At 60.2% G+C, this 16,787-nt stretch carries 18 protein-coding genes; 13 read left to right on the forward strand and 5 right to left on the reverse strand.

Translation table 11 applies throughout. The features are described 5' to 3' along the window. The first annotated feature begins 30 nt into the window (after positions 1-30). From ACZ25R_RS16135 to ACZ25R_RS16175, 9 genes are all read left to right on the forward strand, one after another. The gene (locus ACZ25R_RS16135; protein ID WP_472461543.1) at positions 31-438 is read left to right on the forward strand and encodes a hypothetical protein; all 408 of its coding nucleotides are present in this window, start codon (positions 31-33) and stop codon (positions 436-438) included. A gap of 163 nt (positions 439-601) precedes the next feature. After that, positions 602-832 (forward strand): hypothetical protein, encoded by a 231-nt coding sequence (locus ACZ25R_RS16140; protein ID WP_204276690.1) that lies wholly within the window; start codon positions 602-604, stop codon positions 830-832. A 51-nt stretch (positions 833-883) separates the two neighbouring features. After that, positions 884-1,450 (forward strand): GNAT family N-acetyltransferase, encoded by a 567-nt coding sequence (locus ACZ25R_RS16145; RefSeq protein WP_472461544.1) that lies wholly within the window; start codon positions 884-886, stop codon positions 1,448-1,450. Positions 1,451-1,633: 183 nt separating this feature from the next. Then, positions 1,634-1,996 carry a hypothetical protein gene (locus tag ACZ25R_RS16150; RefSeq protein WP_472461545.1) on the forward strand — a complete coding sequence of 121 codons (363 nt, stop codon included), beginning with the start codon at positions 1,634-1,636 and terminating at the stop codon, positions 1,994-1,996. Between the two features lie 303 nt (positions 1,997-2,299). Beyond that, positions 2,300-3,742 (forward strand): methylmalonyl-CoA mutase subunit beta, encoded by a 1,443-nt coding sequence (locus tag ACZ25R_RS16155; RefSeq protein ID WP_472461546.1) that lies wholly within the window; start codon positions 2,300-2,302, stop codon positions 3,740-3,742. Next, on the forward strand, positions 3,739-5,871 hold the full coding sequence (gene scpA, locus ACZ25R_RS16160) for a methylmalonyl-CoA mutase (protein ID WP_472461547.1): 2,133 nt from the start codon (positions 3,739-3,741) through the stop codon (positions 5,869-5,871). The genes ACZ25R_RS16155 and scpA overlap by 4 nt, the downstream gene beginning before the upstream one ends. A gap of 1 nt (position 5,872) precedes the next feature. Then, positions 5,873-6,865: a magnesium/cobalt transporter CorA gene (gene corA / locus ACZ25R_RS16165; RefSeq protein ID WP_223611443.1), complete on the forward strand. Its 993-nt coding sequence runs from the start codon at positions 5,873-5,875 to the stop codon at positions 6,863-6,865. Between the two features lie 64 nt (positions 6,866-6,929). Next, a complete protein-coding gene (locus ACZ25R_RS16170; RefSeq protein WP_472461548.1) occupies positions 6,930-7,160 on the forward strand; it encodes an AbrB/MazE/SpoVT family DNA-binding domain-containing protein in 231 nt (76 codons plus the stop codon). Beyond that, a complete protein-coding gene (locus ACZ25R_RS16175; RefSeq protein WP_472461549.1) occupies positions 7,157-7,537 on the forward strand; it encodes a type II toxin-antitoxin system death-on-curing family toxin in 381 nt (126 codons plus the stop codon). Before ACZ25R_RS16170 ends, ACZ25R_RS16175 begins: the two co-directional genes overlap by 4 nt. A gap of 13 nt (positions 7,538-7,550) precedes the next feature. Here ACZ25R_RS16175 and ACZ25R_RS16180 read toward each other — a convergent pair whose 3' ends face one another. Beyond that, positions 7,551-8,036: a GreA/GreB family elongation factor gene (locus tag ACZ25R_RS16180; RefSeq protein WP_472461550.1), complete on the reverse strand. Its 486-nt coding sequence runs from the start codon at positions 8,034-8,036 to the stop codon at positions 7,551-7,553. Between the two features lie 107 nt (positions 8,037-8,143). Here ACZ25R_RS16180 and ACZ25R_RS16185 point away from each other — a divergent pair, with 107 nt between their 5' ends. Next, positions 8,144-9,472 carry a TIGR03808 family TAT-translocated repetitive protein gene (locus ACZ25R_RS16185; RefSeq protein ID WP_472461551.1) on the forward strand — a complete coding sequence of 443 codons (1,329 nt, stop codon included), beginning with the start codon at positions 8,144-8,146 and terminating at the stop codon, positions 9,470-9,472. Here ACZ25R_RS16185 and ACZ25R_RS16190 read toward each other — a convergent pair. The 4 genes from ACZ25R_RS16190 to ACZ25R_RS16205 all read right to left on the reverse strand — a co-directional run bounded on the left by ACZ25R_RS16190 (position 9,465) and on the right by ACZ25R_RS16205 (position 12,903). Next, positions 9,465-10,484 carry an asparaginase gene (locus tag ACZ25R_RS16190; RefSeq protein WP_472461552.1) on the reverse strand — a complete coding sequence of 340 codons (1,020 nt, stop codon included), beginning with the start codon at positions 10,482-10,484 and terminating at the stop codon, positions 9,465-9,467. The two genes, ACZ25R_RS16185 and ACZ25R_RS16190, sit on opposite strands and share 8 nt — an antisense overlap. Before the next feature lie 103 nt (positions 10,485-10,587). Next, the gene (locus ACZ25R_RS16195; RefSeq protein ID WP_346305655.1) at positions 10,588-11,298 is read right to left on the reverse strand and encodes a class I SAM-dependent methyltransferase; all 711 of its coding nucleotides are present in this window, start codon (positions 11,296-11,298) and stop codon (positions 10,588-10,590) included. 113 nt (positions 11,299-11,411) lie between these two features. Beyond that, positions 11,412-12,578 (reverse strand): acetyl-CoA acetyltransferase, encoded by a 1,167-nt coding sequence (locus ACZ25R_RS16200; RefSeq protein ID WP_472461553.1) that lies wholly within the window; start codon positions 12,576-12,578, stop codon positions 11,412-11,414. 1 nt (position 12,579) lies between these two features. After that, positions 12,580-12,903, reverse strand: a complete 324-nt coding sequence (locus ACZ25R_RS16205) for a hypothetical protein (protein ID WP_472461554.1) — start codon at positions 12,901-12,903, stop codon at positions 12,580-12,582. Between the two features lie 84 nt (positions 12,904-12,987). Here ACZ25R_RS16205 and betI point away from each other — a divergent pair, with 84 nt between their 5' ends. The 3 genes from betI to betA are packed head-to-tail and all read left to right on the forward strand — an operon-like array spanning position 12,988 to position 16,762. Next, a complete protein-coding gene (betI, locus tag ACZ25R_RS16210) occupies positions 12,988-13,581 on the forward strand; it encodes a transcriptional regulator BetI (protein WP_464662999.1) in 594 nt (197 codons plus the stop codon). After that, positions 13,578-15,101, forward strand: a complete 1,524-nt coding sequence (gene betC, locus ACZ25R_RS16215) for a choline-sulfatase (protein WP_472461555.1) — start codon at positions 13,578-13,580, stop codon at positions 15,099-15,101. The genes betI and betC overlap by 4 nt, the downstream gene beginning before the upstream one ends. Positions 15,102-15,112: 11 nt before the next feature. Further along, a complete protein-coding gene (gene betA, locus ACZ25R_RS16220) occupies positions 15,113-16,762 on the forward strand; it encodes a choline dehydrogenase (protein ID WP_472461556.1) in 1,650 nt (549 codons plus the stop codon). Positions 16,763-16,787 lie beyond the last annotated feature (25 nt).

The following is a 16,787-nucleotide window of genomic DNA, read 5'->3' on the forward strand; positions in this document are numbered from 1 at the left end:
AGATTGCTCGGCAGCCACTGGAGCCTACCGATGTTTCGCAACCTGTTTCTGTCTTTAGCCGCCATCCTCCTGCTTGTTACTGCTGCACAGGCAGAATCGGGGTCATTCGAAGGAAAATGGCAACAAATCGGCTCGAACGCAGGCGATTGCAAAACCTGCAAGATTGAAATCACGAAAACAGGCATGTCTTTGAATGTAATGTCAAACAACGGCTGGGCTGCTACGTTTAAAAAGCCCAAAGCCGACACTGTCAAAGTCGTGGAAGGTACGGGCGAATGGCGCAGCAATAGCGGCGGTGCCTATGCCGGGAAATTGTTCCTCGCCCACATGCAGATCCGCAACGCACGTCTTTATCTGAAAATGATGGTGAGACAGAACAATGGCGTGATCTCGATCGTGGAAGCCAGTTTTCAACGGTCTAAGGCATTGGATATATAGGCTTTCCTTTTAACTTTGATTGTTTCCGGGCTCGTTGCGGTCATGACGATGTCAACATGGACAGCAGGCAGGTTATCCACAGCGCAGGTTTTTCGCAGCTTGGCATTGCTGCCGTTTGCCGTAAAATCGGTGCTCGCAAGTCAATGAGCACCAGGAGCAGACCGTGATCGATCCATCTGATGTCAATCGCGACGCAGAAACAATCGTGCTCACCCTCGACAACAATCTGGCTTCGACAGAGCACAAATATCCAAGTGTTGATCAGGCGTGCATGGCCATTCCCCAGCTTCGGGACGTGTCGAGAATTTACATCAACGGCGATACGCCCATCGAGGCGACCGAGTTCGTGCAGCTGTGCGCCGTACTCGACAAGGGATCTGCCATCCGATCCTGACCGGCCGCTGCCCGCTTGATGAGCTTCATTCGGGCGGATAGGTTGCTGCGCATGATCACAGACCGTACCGCACCCGCCGTCGACGACATCGTCACCCCCCGCCTCACCCTTCGGCTCATGCCCGCCGATGCGGTCACCGCCTGTCTGGCCGGTGATCTCGCCCACGCCGGCCGCATGACCGGAACATCCATACCGCACGAATTGCTTGAGGACCCCGGTGCGCTTGAAGCTGGCCGGATGCGTCTGGACGAAGACCCGGATTATCTACCATGGTCCGTGCGCGCGATCATATTGACCGCGGAACGGCGCATGATCGGTCACATCCGGTTTCATACCCGGCCCGATCCCGATTATCTGCAGTCCTATGCGCGCAATGCCGTCGAGTTCGGCTATCTCATCTTCCGAAGTGACAGGGGCCACGGCTACGCTTCCGAAGCGGCCAAAGCCGTCATGGAGTGGGCGCGCGATGTCCATGGCGTCCAGCATTTTGCCGCCTCCGTATCGCCGGACAACCCGCCTTCGCTTCGCATCGTACAGCGCCTGGGCTTTGCCAAAGTCGGCGAGGAAATGGATGAGATTGACGGGATCGAATATGTTTTCCTGCGCGCGGCGCGTTGATTTTGACGTGGGGCCGCACGCCAACTTTCTATAAAGAACACAATAGATTACCGGAACAGCTGAATTGTGACTGCGCATCGGGTGTTGTCGTACAAAATATGCTGGAACAGCAGAAGAATTTAAGGAACCATTCACGGCTGAACTTGTTTGAGTAAACAAGTATGATGTTCGGGAGTACATCCGATGTCTATCAAGTCTCTTATCGTCGCAGCCGTGATCGGCTTTTCGGGCCTGGCGCTGTCCGGGTGCGTCGAAGGTACCTACTACCGGGGATATAGCGGCTATGGCGGTTATTATGGTGGCTACGGCGGCTACTATGATTCGGTCTATTTTGGCGGTCCGCGCTATGGACGCAGCTATTACGGGCGCAACTACTACGGGCGGAACTATTACCGCCGCGATTATGGCAGGCGCTACTGGGACAACCGCGGCAATCGTCCGGGTTGGAATGGACGTTCCGGAATGGCACGGTCAGACGGCCGCCGGGTCTTCATTCCCCGCTACCGGACCAGCAATGACGGCGGTCCCGGCCGGTCAAATCAATAACCGGATCGAGGCTGCTGCCGGCCGCATCGATCCCGCGAAAGCAGGGATTTACCGGTCCGTCACGTCGACGGTGCCGACAGCTGGACCATATCGACCAGCCGAAGCGGGTTTTCCAGACCCAATATCTCAGGGCCCTATGTTTTGTTTTATTGCGAAGCAGCATAACACCCCCTAAAGTTGGCAGGAAATATCGGGCCTGACGCAAATTGCGTTTTTGCGTACCGAAAACCAACAGTGACGCCGGTTTCCGGCCGAAATGATCTCATTCGGCGGAAAGCCGGTTTGATTCGACCGGGAGTGAGCATGGACGCGTCTATCCTAAAGGACACGGCGTTTGCCGCGGCAAACCGCGAGGGCTGGGTCAAACTGGCGCAAAAGGCCCTGAAGGGTGCGGATTTCCATGAGGCCCTCGTCTCGCGGACCGACGACAACATTCCCATCGAGCCGCTGTATGAACGCCGCAAGAATGCCAAACTGACCCCGCGCCGCAATCCGGCGCAGCCATGGCATATCGTCCAGCGCATCGACGACCCGGACCCGGTTCGCGCCAACAGGCAGCTTCTGGAAGATCTGGAAAACGGCGCGACCGGTATTTCGCTGGTGTTCGAAGGGGCGCCCAATGCGTTTGGCTACGGTTTGCCGTCAACGCGCGAGGCGGTCGATCAGGTGCTGCGCGGCGTGCATCTGGAGATGATCCACCTGCGCATGGACGTGCATCCGAAAAGCCGCGCCTGTGCCGACTGGTTCGTCGATTACATGCGTCCGCGCAACATCAACCCGAAGACACTGAGCTTCTCCCTGGGGATCGATCCCGCGGCAACGCTGGCCGGAACCGGCCGCCTGCGCATGACGCTGGCAGCGCTCAAGGCATCCCTGCCGCAGTCGCTGGCCGGGTTCTTCTCCACCGACCTGCCGGGGATCGTGCTGGAAGCCGATGGCCGCGTCTACCACAATGCCGGTGCAACGGAGGCGCAGGAGCTGGGCGCCATGCTGTCCATCGCATCGGGCCATTTCCGCCTGTTCGAGCAAGCGCGCCAGCCGATTGTCTACGCCGCGCCGCATATCGGTTTTTCCATCGCCGTCGATCAGGACCAGTTCCTGTCCATCGCCAAGCTCCGGGCGCTGCGCCGCCTCTGGGCTCGCCTGCAGGAGGCCTGCGGCATTCCCCCGTCTGCCGCAACCATCCATGCGGAAACCTCCATGCGGATGATGACGAAAAAGGACTGCGAAACCAACACGCTGCGCACCACGATTGCGGCTTTTGCCGCGGCAGTGGGCGGTGCCGACAGCCTCGCCGTCCTGCCGCACACCATCACCCACGGCCTGCCCGACCCGTTTGCCCGGCGGCTTGCCCGCAACACCCAGCTGGTACTGGCGGACGAGAGCAACCTTGCCTTCGTCGCCGATCCGGGAGCTGGTTCGGGTGCGATCGAAGCCCTGACCGACGCCCTTTGCGAGGCCGCATGGAAGGAATTCCAGATGCTGGAAAAGGAAGGCGGTATCCTGCAAAGCCTGGTCGAAGACCGCTTCCAGCAGCGCATCATCGCGGCGCGGGCGGCGCGCACCGAAGAATACCGGTCCGGCACGCGTGCGATCATCGGAACGACACTTTTCCCTGCGAAGGAGGAGCGGCCAGTGACCGTGCTTGATGCCCCCCATATGTCGCTGCCGACGGACGGCGTGGTTCACTGCGAGCCGCTGACCTTCCCGCGCATCGATGAAACATTGCAGGCTTCCGCAGAATGAGAGTTCCCGATTTTACCCAGATCGACTGGCAAGAGCCCAAAGCGTCTGCCCGCAAGCCCGAAGCAGCGGTGTGGAAAACCCCGGAAGGTATCCGCGTCAAGCGTGCCTATGGCGATGCGGCACTGAAGGGCCTGTCCCACCTCGACACGTTTCCAGGATCGGCCCCGTTCATCCGCGGGCCCTACCCCACCATGTATGTCCAGCAGCCCTGGACGATCCGGCAATATGCTGGTTTTTCGACCGCCGAAGAATCCAACGCGTTTTACCGGCGCAATCTGGCGGCCGGCCAAAAGGGCCTTTCCGTCGCCTTCGATCTTGCCACGCACCGCGGCTATGACAGCGATCATCCGCGCGTGGCCGGTGACGTCGGCATGGCGGGCGTGGCCATCGATTCCATTCTCGACATGCAGCAATTGTTCGACGGCATTCCGCTCGGCGAAATGACCGTGTCGATGACCATGAACGGCGCGGTCCTGCCGATTCTGGCGCTTTACATCGTTGCCGCCGAAGAACAGGGCGTCGACCAGAAACTGCTCGCCGGAACCATTCAGAACGACATTCTGAAAGAGTTCATGGTGCGCAACACCTACATCTACCCGCCGCAGCCTTCGATGCGGATCATTTCGGACATTTTCTCCTATACCTCGCAGAATATGCCGAAATTCAACTCGATCTCGATTTCCGGCTATCACATGCAGGAAGCGGGAGCGACCGCCGATCTCGAGCTTGCCTATACCATAGCCGACGGCATCGAATATGTCCGGGCCGGTGTCGCCGCCGGGCTCGACATCGATACATTCGCGCCGCGCCTGTCGTTCTTCTGGGCCATCGGCATGAATTTCTTCATGGAAGTTGCCAAGATGCGCGCCGCGCGCCTGCTCTGGGCGGTGCTGCTGAAGAAGAACTTCAACCCGAAAGACGAGCGCTCGCTCTCCCTGCGCACCCATTCGCAGACGTCCGGCTGGTCGCTGACCGCGCAGGACCCCTACAACAACATCATGCGCACCATGATCGAGGCGATGGCGTCGACCCAGGGGCACACCCAGTCGCTGCACACCAACTCCTTTGACGAGGCGCTGGCGCTGCCGACCGACCATTCGGCCCGCATCGCGCGCAACACCCAGCTGATCCTGCAAAAGGAATCCGGCACCACGCGCATCATCGATCCCTGGGGCGGTTCGGCCTATGTGGAGCGCCTGACCCACGATCTGGCGACGCGGGCGCTCGCCCATATCGAGGAAATCGAGACGCTCGGCGGCATGGCGAAAGCCATCGAACAGGGCATTCCCAAACTGCGCATCGAGGCGGCCGCGGCACGAACCCAGGCACGCATCGACAGCGGCCAGCAGCCGGTGATCGGGGTCAATTCCTACCGGCCGGTCGATGACGTCAAAATCGATGTGCTGAAGATCGACAATGCGGAGGTGCGGGCCCGCCAGCTGTCGAAGCTGCAGCAACTCAAGGGCACGCGCGATGTGACCGCCGTGGACGGTGCCTTGACCGCCCTGACCAGCGCCGCCAAATCCGGCGCCGGCAACCTCCTCGATTTTGCCATCAAGGCCGCACGGGCCCAGGCAACGGTCGGCGAAATTTCGCTGGCACTGGAAAAAGCCTATGGCCGCCATGTCGCCGATATCCGCACCATTTCCGGCGTCTACCGCAAGGAAGTCGGCAAGAGCGCGGTGATCGACCGGGTGCAGGCCAAGGCCGCCGCCTATGAAAAGCGCACCGGCGAAAAGCCGCGCGTCCTCGTTGCCAAGATGGGCCAGGACGGCCACGACCGCGGCCAGAAGGTGATTGCAACGGCGTTCGGCGATCTCGGCTTCGACGTGATCGTCGGCGCCATGTTCCAGACACCGGATGAAGTGGCGGAGCTTGCCATTGAGAGCAATGTCGACATTGTCGGCGTGTCCTCGCTGGCAGCCGGGCATCTCACCCTTGTCCCCGAACTGAAAGAGGCGCTGAAGCGGCGCGAGCACGACGATATCCTGATCATTGTCGGCGGCGTCATTCCGCCCCAGGATTTCGATGCCGTGCTGAAGGCCGGCGCGACTGCCATCTTCCCGCCGGGGACCGTGATCGGTGAAGCCGCGGAAAAGCTGATTGATACCTTGCTGGGTTCATTGTGACATGATCGTTGTTTATACGCTTGAAGCAGATCATCTGGCCGCACGCCCGGCCAAGGCCGGCGATGCCCTGCCTGACAATACGGTCTGGATCGACCTGCTCAATCCCACCCATGACGAGGATGTCCAGACCGAGACCTGGACCAAGACCGCCATCCCTACCCGCGAGGATATGGTGGAGATCGAGGAGTCCAGCCGTTTCTATACGGAAAATGGCGGACAGTACCTGACGGCACCAATCCTCTATTTCACCCAGGACAAGCATCACGCCATCAGTCCGATCTCGTTCATCCTGACGGGTTCGTTCCTTGTCACGGTGCGCTATGCCGAGCCGCGCGCCTTCAGCCTCTATGTCAGCCGGGCGTCGAAGCCCGGCAACGGGCTGATCAACGACAAATGCAGCGGCGTGACCATTCTGCTCGGGATCATCGAAGCCGTGACGGATCGCATTGCCGATATTCTCGAAGGCGTCGCCTCGGATATCGACCAGAACTCCCACACGATCTTCCGCCGTTCCGACAATGACAAGCCGATGACGACGAAGAATTTCCGCGACAGCCTCACGCGGATCGGCGGCCAGGGTGCGTTTCTGTCGAAGGTGCGGGAAAGCATTGCCGGGGTGAGCCGCCTGCTGGTCTACCTCGCCGCCATTACCGAGCAGAACAGCTACAAGAAAGAGACGAAGGCGTGGATCAAGTCGCTGGAGCGTGACACGCAGTCGCTGAGCACCTATGTCGACTTCCTCTCCAACAAGATCACCTTCCTGCTCGATACGGTGGTTGGCCTCATCTCCATCGAACAGAACGCCATCATCAAGATCTTCTCGGTGGCGGCCGTCGCTTTCATGCCGCCAACGCTGGTGGCCTCGATCTACGGTATGAATTTCGAGTTCATGCCGGAGCTCAAGACGATGTGGGGCTATCCCATGGCTATCGGCATGATGATTGCCTCGGCCGTCATCCCGCTGCTGATCTTCCGCAAGAAGGGCTGGCTGTGACTCCACCTTGATTAGCGCCAAACACTAAGTTATAATCTTTGTTATAACATTGGAGTTTGGAGCTATGAACGTGACGGTGAGAAAGATCGGGAACTCGGGCGGCGTTCTTTTTTCAAAGGACGTACTTGAGAGAAATAATATCAAGATCGGTGACCATCTAACCCTAACGGAAGATGCAAATGGCCTGCATTTGCGTCCTTCCGAAGAAGATTCAGAAGAATTTGAAAAAAAGATGAAAGTCGCTCGCGAGCGAATGAAGAAATACGAGGCCGTCTATCGCGTTCTCGCAAAATGACAGAGTTTCATTCACGCGAGTTTATCGAGGCGATACACAGCGAGCAATTGAATCTTTACGGTGGTGCCTTCGGCATACGCGATCAGGGGTTGCTCGAATCTGCCCTTGGCAGGCCACTACAGAAAGAGGCTTACGGCACCCCTGATCTATGCGATCTCGCCGCTGCTTACCTGTTTGGGATCGTAAAAAATCATCCGTTTGTTGATGGCAACAAACGGACTGGTTTTGCCGCCGCCGATCTCTTCTTGTTTTTCAACGGTTATAGCCTTGAAGCGCCGCACGAAGATATCATTCAATTGGTTCTTCTTGTTGCTTCGGGCGAAATCGATGAAACCGGCGCTGCGGCCTTTTTCCGAGACCATATCGAAAAGCTCTGAAAAACTTCTTCTCTTATTCCGATTCAACCTGCGGCAGTCCGATCGCGATGATTTCCCATTCGCGGCCGTTGAGTTCGAAAATATCGCCGAGCGATTTGCCGAACATCAGTTGCGCCATGGGCGAGACGTGCGAAATCTTGCCGTGGCTGGCATCGGCCTCATCTTCGCCGACAATGGCCCAGCTGTGGCGGGCATCATGCTCGTCGGCGATGGTCACCGTCATGCCGAAGCGCACCACGGAGCTGGCGGGGTCGGGATGGGAAACCTCCGCCGTCTCCCGCCGCGCCGTCCAGTAACGCAGGTCACGCGATGCCCGCGCGATCAGGTCGCGGTCGGCCTCGGCATTGCCCTTGGCCAGTTCCTCGTGCAGGGCAGCAATTTCCGCATCGATCATGGCAAGACCGTTTTCGGTCACCAGATTCCGGTGCGGACTGACGGGGCGCTCGCCCAGATCAATCGATGAATTGCTGTCGTCTTCCTTGGTGAAAGCTCTGCTCATCCGGTGAAGGTATGCCTTGCCTGACCAAGCTGCAAGTGCCATCAATCGATTGGCCAAAAGACACACAATCCTCGGCCTGTCCAAACGCTGAACCTGAGGTAAAGCCCGTGATCGACAGACGTCTTGTTCTCGGTGGAATGGCCGGGCTTGGTGCCGGGGCACTCCTGCCCGCCCGGACTTTTGCGGCGGCATCCGCAGGGCTGAATCCGGGATCGCCTGACGATCAGGGCAAGGCGCTCAATGCCCTCCTGCAGAAGGCGAGCGCGACCGGCGACCAGATTTTCCTGCAACCCGGAACCTATATTGTTTCCGGCGTGGATTTGCCCGCTCGGACCAATCTCGCCGGCATTCCCGGCGCAACCCGCCTCGTTTATGGCGGCGGCGGTTCCTTTCTGAGGGCCAGCAGCGGCGCGCAGATCCGCCTCAGCGGGCTTGTCGTCGACGGCGCGAACCAGCCGCTTGCCGGCGGCGCCAAGGCGCTGGTCGATGCTGCCAATGTCGCCCGGATTGTCATCGAGGATTGCGATGTCGCGGCATCGGGCAAAAACGCCATCGCGCTTTCTCAATGCGGCGGCAGTATCCGCAACAACCGTATCAGCGGCGCCCGTGATGCAGGTATTTTTGCGTCGCAATCCGCCGGGCTCGACATCACAGCCAACCATGTCGGCGATTGCGGCAATGGCGGCATCCTGATCTTTCGCGATGCGCAGGGGCCGGACGGGACCATCGTCAGCGGCAACCGCGTCGAGAATATCCGCGCCGATGGCGGCGGCACCGGCCAGAACGGCAATGGCATCAACGTGTTCCGTGCCGGCAGCGTGCTTGTTTCCAACAATGTGCTGGTGGGGTGCGCCTTCTCTGCCGTCCGCGCCAATGCCGGGAACAATGTGCAGATCATCGGCAACAATTGCACGGGCAGCGGCGAGATGGCGCTTTATTCCGAATTCGCCTTCGAAGGCGCGGTGATTGCCAACAACATCGTCGATGGCGCGGCCAGCGGCATTTCCATGGTCAATTTCGATGGCGGCGGGCGCATGGGCACCTGCAGCGGCAATGTGGTGCGCAACCTCACCGCCATCGGGCCCTATCCCGCCGATGCGCCTGGTTTCGGCATCGGCATCAGCGTCGAAGCGGATATTGCCGTGACGGGCAACGTCATCGAGACTGCGGCCCTCTACGGCATCAAGCTGGGCTGGGGCCCCTATATGCGCAACCTCACCGCCACGGGCAATGTGATCCGGCAGGCGGGCACCGGCATTTATGTCAGCGTCGTCGACGGTGTCGGCTCCGCTGTCATCACCGACAATATCATCGAGAAGGCCGTCCGAGGCGGCATTCTCGGCCATCGCTGGATGGATGCGGTGACCAAGGATCTCGCCCGGCAGAATGCCAGCGGTTACGACAAGCTGATCGTCGCGCGCAATATTCTCAGTTGATATCGGCTTCCGTCAGGATATCGGCCGGGCTGACAACACCGTAGGTGATGCCGTTCCAGTTGCGCATTTCGCGGTCGGCAAACCGGTCGAGCTTCGATTCCAGTTCCGCATCCCCACGGAAAATCCGCGCGAGAACCGCTCCGATCATCGCTTCGGAGGCGCGGGTCGCGCCATCATCGCATTTGAGCGCGATGCCGAGACCGAATTCCGGCAAAGCCGCAACAAAAACGCCTTCCGCACCGGTCTTGACGAAGATGCGCCCCGGCGCCATTTCCATCAGCCGCGTGCAGGCGCGGTTGGTGCCTGCGACATAATATGGGGCCGCCATGGTGGCATCGAGCAGACGCTTTGCTGCCTTGGCCCGTACCGGCGGCAGGCCGGTGCCGGTCGCCATGCGGGCAAAGCCATGGGCAAGGCTATTCAATGGGATGGCATAGGTCGGGATGGAGCAACCGTCCGTGCCGCAATGATCCAGCGAATGAACCGCGCCGGTCACGCTCTCCATGGCTTCGCATACCATGGTCTGCGTCGGCGATCCCAGGGTCGAATAGCCTGCGGTCTCGATGCCGAGATGCACGCAGGTGCAGAGAAATCCGGAATGCTTGCCGGAGCAGTTGTTGTGCAGCGCCGTCGGCTCCTGCATGCTGCGGGCCTGGGCGATCAGCACGGACTGATCGGATGACCAATGCGCACCGCATTCCAGCGCGGAGAGGTCGAGACCGGCGCGGCCGAGCATGTCGGCGGCCTTGCTCACATGCAGCGGTTCGCCCGAATGCGACGCGCAGGCCATGGCCAGTTCCTCATTGCCGAAGCCATAGGCATCGGCAGCGCCGCTTTCCACCAGCGGCAGCGCCTGGATTGCCTTGATCGCCGAACGGGGAAAGGTCGGCCGTTCGATATCGCCGGCCGAATAGACAATCCTGCCGTCGCCATCTGTGACAACAACCGCGCCGCGATGGCGGCTCTCCACTGTTTCGCCGCGAAAAACTTCAACCAGAACCGGATTGCTCATAACGCCCTACATTGCTCAGGAAATCGACCGGCGTCCGCCGGAATTGATGGTCTTATAGGATGCCCCGTTTGCCTTTCCAATGGCGAAAACGGCACAATTGCGCTCAGCCGCCCTTCTGCCACTCCATGACAAGGAAATAGGGTACCCGGCGGTAGCGATCGGCCTTGTCGGGATCGCCGCCATAGGGTGCCGGTTCGGCAAAATGGCGCAGGGTGAGACCATGGCCAAGGAGAAGCGACATGTAAGTGCTCAGCGGCCGATGCCAGTTCTGGATGCGGATGCCGCGCCACTCCACCCAGTCCACACGCTCCTCAAGATAATGATCCACGTAGAAGCGCGGATCGCCGTTGATATCGGGCTGCCAGCCCCCCGGTTGTCCCGCCGTGTTGAAACTGTTGAGATTGGCAATCAGCAGGGTCCCACCCGGCGCAAGCACCCTGACCATTTCAGTGATGGCCTTGCGCAGATAGGGAATATCGATGAGCGAGAGGTAGCTTACCACCAGATCGAAAGAGGCATCCGGAAACTCCAGTGCCTCCGCATACCCGAAACGATAGTCCCCTTCGGGGTCCCGGGCCTGCGCCTGCGCCAGCAATTCCTCGGTCGGGTCAATACCGACCGGCTCGATTCCAAGGCCCTTGAGGATGCGGCAGAAGCGGCCTTCGCCGCAGCCGACATCGAGCGCGTTTTTAAAGCCGCGGCCGCTGACGCGTTCCAGCATCGGCTTGTCGAGAACATAGACGCGGCCGTAGTCACCGTCTTCCGCCTGTTCGGCAATCCAGGCGGATGCCGATTCCTTCCATCCGTTCGACATGTCTTTTTCCTCTGCCGGAAAAGATGATTCAATTCATGGATTTGCCGGATGCTTTTGACACGGCGAATCCGGGACTTGAAGTCCCGGATTCGAAAAGAACGCTATTGGACGGTTTATTTGATGCGTTCGAGGATCGACACATAGTTGGCGACGGCAGCGCCGCCCATGTTGAAAATGCCGGCAAGCTTGGCATCCGGCACCTGAATGCCGCCGGCTTCGCCCGTCAGCTGCATGGACGAGAGCACATGCATGGAGACGCCGCTGGCGCCGATTGGATGACCCTTGGCCTTGAGACCGCCGGATGGATTGACCGGCAGGCGCCCGCCCATGGCCGTCTGGCCTTCCAGGGCAACCTTGGCACCCTCGCCCGGCTTGGCCAGACCCATCGCCTCATATTCAATGAGTTCGGCGATGGTGAAGCAATCATGGGTTTCGACAAAGGACAGATCGTCGATGCTGACACCGGCCTGATCGAGGGCGCGCTTCCAACCTTCGGCGCAGCCTTCGAACAGCAGGATGTCGCGCTTGGAGATCGGCAGGAAATCCTGCACATGGGCAGCGCCACGGAAGGCCACGGCGCGCTTCATCTTCAGTGCCGTCTGCGTGTCGGTGAGAACCAGCGCTGCCGCGCCGTCCGACACCAGCGAACAGTCAGTCCGCTTCAACGGACCGGCAACGAAGGGGTTCTTCTCGCTTTCATGCCGGCAGAATTCATAGCCCAGATCCTTGCGCATCTGCGCATAGGGATTGCCCACACCGTTCTTGTGGTTCTTCGCGGCGATTGTCGCCAGCGCATCGGACTGGTCGCCATATTTCTGGAAATAGGCCGCCGCAATCTGGCCGAACACACCGGCAAAACCGGCGGGAATATCGCCTTCTTCCGGCAGGTAGGAGGCTTTGAGAAGGTTCTTGCCGATCTCGGGTCCCGGCGTCGATGTCATCTTCTCGACACCCACCACCAGTACAACACGGGCAGCGCCGGCGCGAATGGTCTTGATGCCCTGATGCACGGCCGCCGAACCGGTGGCGCAGGCATTTTCCACCCGGGTGGCGGGCTTGAAGCGGAAGGCATCGCTGGCCTGCAGGACGAGGCTGGCGGTGAAATCCTGCGGCGAGAACCCGGCATTGAAGTGGCCGAGGACAATCTCGTCGACATCCTGCGGGCCGATGCCTGCATGATCGAGCGCAGCGACGGCCGCCTTGACGATCAGGCTTTCCACGCTCTCGCCTTCCAGTTTTCCGAAAGGCAGATGCGACCATCCAACGATACAGGCTGTCATGTCATTCCTCCAAAATGTCATTCTTGTTGAGGTAACCATGAACCCGCATCGTTTCAAGGTAAAGGGCTTTGTTGCAGTGCAATACCGGAGCCTGTGGTTTGGCAATTATCGTGCGGTTGGGAGCATCGTGGAGAGTCGTTTGTTGCTTGCCGGTGGTTGCACCAGTGCTGCCAGAATGTGGTGCGTGGTTCGACAAGCTCACCATGAGGGAAGTGGTTTGGTGCAGGGCCAATTGCAATCCTTGCAGAATATACTCACTGCAGCCCTCATCCTCCCTCATGGTGAGCTTGTCGAACCACGCACGGAGGCTTTGCGCCGCTCCCATCAAATACCGCTCCAAAACGTCGCTATTTTTATTGATTGATCAGTCAATCAAGAATAATAATTCCTCCGAACGAGGTTTTTCAGCATGCCCAAAGTCGGAATGGAACCACTGCGCAAGCGGGAGTTGATCGATGCGGCGATCCGCACCATCGGCCAGCGCGGCTCGCTTGATGTGACCGTCGCGGAGATCGCCCATGAAGCGGGGGTTTCGCCGGCGCTGGCGCATCACTATTTCGGCGGCAAGGAACAGCTGATCCTGGCCACCATGCGCCATCTCCTGAAAGAACTCGGGCAGGATCTCCTGGCGGCGCTGGCGCCAGCGCAGACACCGGCGCAACGCATTGCCGCCATCATCGCCGTCAATTTCTCCGCCTCGCAATTCGCACCGCAGACCGTGGCGGCATGGCTGACCTTTTACGTGCATGCGCAGCAATCGACCGAAACCCGCCGCCTCCTGCGGGTCTATGCCCGGCGCATGCATTCCAACCTCGCCTTCGCGCTGAGCAGCATGACCGACCGGGCGACCGCTCTGCAGATCGCCGAGGGCACCGGGGCGATGATCGACGGGCTCTATATCCGCCATGCGCTGCGCAATGGCGCGCCTGAGGCAGCTTCGGCAATCGCGCTCGTGGAAGATTATGTGACGACGAAATTAGCCGCCGCCGGAGCATGCCAATGACAAGACCGAATATTCTCATCCTGATGGTCGATCAGCTGAACGGAACCCTGTTTCCGGACGGTCCGGCCGATTTCATCCATGCCCCGCATCTGCTTGCGCTGGCGCAGCGTTCGGCCCGCTTTGCCAACACCTATACGGCATCGCCGCTCTGTGCCCCGGCCCGTGCCTCGCTGATGTCCGGGCAGCTGCCGTCCCGCACCCGCGTCTATGACAATGCCGCCGAGTTCGCCTCGGATATTCCGACCTATGCGCACCATCTGCGCCGCGCCGGTTACTACACCGGCCTTTCCGGCAAGATGCACTTTGTCGGCCCTGACCAGTTGCATGGTCTTGAAGAACGCCTGACCACGGATATCTATCCCGCCGATTTCGGCTGGACCCCCGATTACCGTAAGCCGGGCGAGCGCATCGACTGGTGGTATCACAATCTCGGTTCCGTCACCGGCGCTGGCGTCGCCGAAACCAGCAACCAGATGGAATATGACGATGAGGTGGCGTTTCACGCCACGCAAAAACTCTACCAGCTGTCGCGCACGTCGGATGATCCGGCGCGCCGCCCGTGGTGCCTCACCGTTTCCTTCACCCATCCGCACGACCCCTATGTGGCACGGCGCAAATACTGGGACCTCTACGAGAATTCGCCAGCGCTTGAACCCGCCGTTGCCGCGATCCCCTTCGAGGCGCAGGATCCGCATGCGCAGCGCCTGATGCAGGCCTGCGACTACACACAATTCGATATTACTCCCGATAACATCCGCCGGGCGCGCCAGGGCTATCTCGCCAATATTTCCTATGTCGATGACAAGATCGGCGAGATTCTGGAGGTACTGCAGGCTACGCGGATGCTCGACGACACCATCATTGTCTTCACGTCAGACCATGGCGACATGCTGGGCGAGCGCGGCCTGTGGTTCAAGATGAACTTTTTCGAGGGCTCGGCCCGCGTGCCGCTGATGATTGCAGGCAAGGGCATCACGCCGCAATTGGTTACCCAGCCGGCCTCGACGCTTGACATCAACCCGACCCTTGCGGCACTCGCCGGTATCGACATTGCCGCCGTCAAACCATGGACCGACGGCGAGGACCTGACCGGCGTCATCGCGGGCGGCAAGCGGCAGGGCCCGGTGCTGATGGAATATGCGGCGGAGGGCTCCAATGCCCCGCTCGTCTGCATCCGCGACGGCCGGTACAAGTTCGTGCATTGCGAGATCGATCCGCCGCAACTGTTTGATCTTGAATCCGATCCGCGCGAGCTGACCAACCTTGCCGGTGATCCCGCCCATGCGGCACTGCTTGCCCAGTTCACGGCTGCCGCCAAGGCGCGCTGGGACATAGCGGCCTATGACGCCGCCGTGCGTGAGAGCCAGGCGCGGCGCTGGGTTGTCTACGAAGCACTGCGCAACGGCTCCTATTATCCCTGGGATTACCAGCCGCTGCAGAAGGCCTCGGAGCGCTACATGCGCAATCACATGGATCTGAATGTTCTGGAAGAAAACGCGCGCTTTCCGCGCGGCGAATAATGGGGCCAGCTATGGAAGCAGATTTCGTCATCATCGGTTCGGGTTCGGCCGGTTCCGCCATGGCCTACCGCCTGTCGGAGGATGGCAAGCATTCGGTCATCGTCGTCGAATTCGGCGGCACGGATATGGGGCCATTCATCCAGATGCCTGCCGCCCTCTCCTTCCCGATGAACATGAGCACCTATGACTGGGGCTTTTCGTCCGAGCCGGAACCGCACCTGGGCGGGCGCACGCTGGTGACCCCGCGCGGCAAGGTGATCGGCGGCTCCTCCTCCATCAACGGCATGGTCTATGTGCGCGGCCACGCCCATGATTTCGACCATTGGGCGGAGAGCGGCGCGGCTGGCTGGTCCTATGCGGACGTTCTGCCCTATTTCAAGCGCATGGAACATTCCCATGGCGGCGAGGCTGGATGGCGCGGCACCGATGGCCCGCTGCATGTGCAGCGCGGGCGGCGCGACAATCCCCTCTTCCACGCCTTTGTCGATGCGGGCAGGCAGGCCGGTTTCGAAGTCACCGAAGATTATAACGGTGCCAAGCAGGAAGGCTTTGGCGCCATGGAGCAGACCATTCACAATGGTCGCCGCTGGTCGACGGCCAATGCCTATCTGCGCCCGGCGCTGAAGCGGCGGAATGTGAGTCTCGTCAATGGCTTCGCTCGGCGTGTGGTCATCGAGAATCAAAGAGCGACGGGGGTGGAAATCACCCGGCGTGGCAAGACGGAAATTGTGCGCGCGCGGCGTGAGGTGATCGTTGCGGCATCATCGATCAACTCGCCAAAACTTCTGATGCTGTCGGGCATCGGCCCGGCACAGCACCTGAAGGAGCATGGTATTGCCGTGGTGGCCGATCGCGCCGGTGTCGGCCAGAACCTGCAGGACCATATGGAAGTCTATATCCAGCAGGAAAGCCTGAAGCCGATCACGCTCAATTCGAAACTCGGCCTGTTCTCCAAGGCGAGGATCGGCGCACAATGGCTGTTCTTCAAGACCGGCGACGGCGCCACCAACCATTTTGAATCCGCCGCGTTCGTGCGTTCAAAACCCGGTGTCGACTACCCTGATATCCAGTACCATTTCCTGCCCGCCGCCATCCGCTATGACGGCAAGGCGGCAGCCAAGGGCCATGGATTTCAGGCGCATGTGGGACCGATGCGCTCGAAGTCGCGCGGCAGCGTGAGCCTGCGCTCGTCCGATCCGCTGGAGAAGCCGAAGATCGTCTTCAACTACATGTCGCATCCCGACGATTGGACGGATTTCCGCCACGCGGTGCGCCTGACCCGCGAGATTTTCGGCCAGGCGGCGCTCGATCCCTATCGCGGCCGTGAGATTTCGCCGGGCGCGCATGTGCAGTCCGACGAGGCCATCGACGACTTCCTGCGCGAACACGCGGAAAGCGCGTTCCATCCCTGCGGCACCTGCAAGATGGGTGCGGCAAGCGATCCCATGGCCGTGGTGGATCCGCAATGCCGGGTGATCGGTGTCGAGGGCCTGCGTGTGGCCGATTCCTCAATTTTTCCGCGCGTCACCAACGGCAATCTGAATGGTCCGTCGATCATGACCGGCGAAAAGGCGTCCGATCATATTCTTGGCCGCGATCCCCTGCCGCGCTCCAATCAGGAACCGTGGATCAATCCGCGCTGGGAAGTGAGCGACCGGTGATGGTATCGGATTTTACTTTGCACAA

The organism is Phyllobacterium sp. RCAM01083 (assembly GCF_055685835.1).

Coding starts and splice junctions, on each gene's coding strand:
- ACZ25R_RS16135 (WP_472461543.1), top strand. CDS start 31: ATGTTTCGCAACCTGTTTCTGTCTTTAGCCGCCATCCTCCTGCTTGTT.
- ACZ25R_RS16195 (WP_346305655.1), bottom strand. CDS start 11,298: ATGTCGAACGGATGGAAGGAATCGGCATCCGCCTGGATTGCCGAACAG.
- ACZ25R_RS16175 (WP_472461549.1), top strand. CDS start 7,157: ATGACAGAGTTTCATTCACGCGAGTTTATCGAGGCGATACACAGCGAG.
- scpA (WP_472461547.1), top strand. CDS start 3,739: ATGAGAGTTCCCGATTTTACCCAGATCGACTGGCAAGAGCCCAAAGCG.
- ACZ25R_RS16155 (WP_472461546.1), top strand. CDS start 2,300: ATGGACGCGTCTATCCTAAAGGACACGGCGTTTGCCGCGGCAAACCGC.
- ACZ25R_RS16145 (WP_472461544.1), top strand. CDS start 884: ATGATCACAGACCGTACCGCACCCGCCGTCGACGACATCGTCACCCCC.
- ACZ25R_RS16150 (WP_472461545.1), top strand. CDS start 1,634: ATGTCTATCAAGTCTCTTATCGTCGCAGCCGTGATCGGCTTTTCGGGC.
- ACZ25R_RS16205 (WP_472461554.1), bottom strand. CDS start 12,903: ATGGGAGCGGCGCAAAGCCTCCGTGCGTGGTTCGACAAGCTCACCATG.
- corA (WP_223611443.1), top strand. CDS start 5,873: ATGATCGTTGTTTATACGCTTGAAGCAGATCATCTGGCCGCACGCCCG.
- ACZ25R_RS16180 (WP_472461550.1), bottom strand. CDS start 8,036: ATGAGCAGAGCTTTCACCAAGGAAGACGACAGCAATTCATCGATTGAT.
- ACZ25R_RS16200 (WP_472461553.1), bottom strand. CDS start 12,578: ATGACAGCCTGTATCGTTGGATGGTCGCATCTGCCTTTCGGAAAACTG.
- betA (WP_472461556.1), top strand. CDS start 15,113: ATGGAAGCAGATTTCGTCATCATCGGTTCGGGTTCGGCCGGTTCCGCC.
- ACZ25R_RS16170 (WP_472461548.1), top strand. CDS start 6,930: ATGAACGTGACGGTGAGAAAGATCGGGAACTCGGGCGGCGTTCTTTTT.
- ACZ25R_RS16190 (WP_472461552.1), bottom strand. CDS start 10,484: ATGAGCAATCCGGTTCTGGTTGAAGTTTTTCGCGGCGAAACAGTGGAG.
- betC (WP_472461555.1), top strand. CDS start 13,578: ATGACAAGACCGAATATTCTCATCCTGATGGTCGATCAGCTGAACGGA.
- betI (WP_464662999.1), top strand. CDS start 12,988: ATGCCCAAAGTCGGAATGGAACCACTGCGCAAGCGGGAGTTGATCGAT.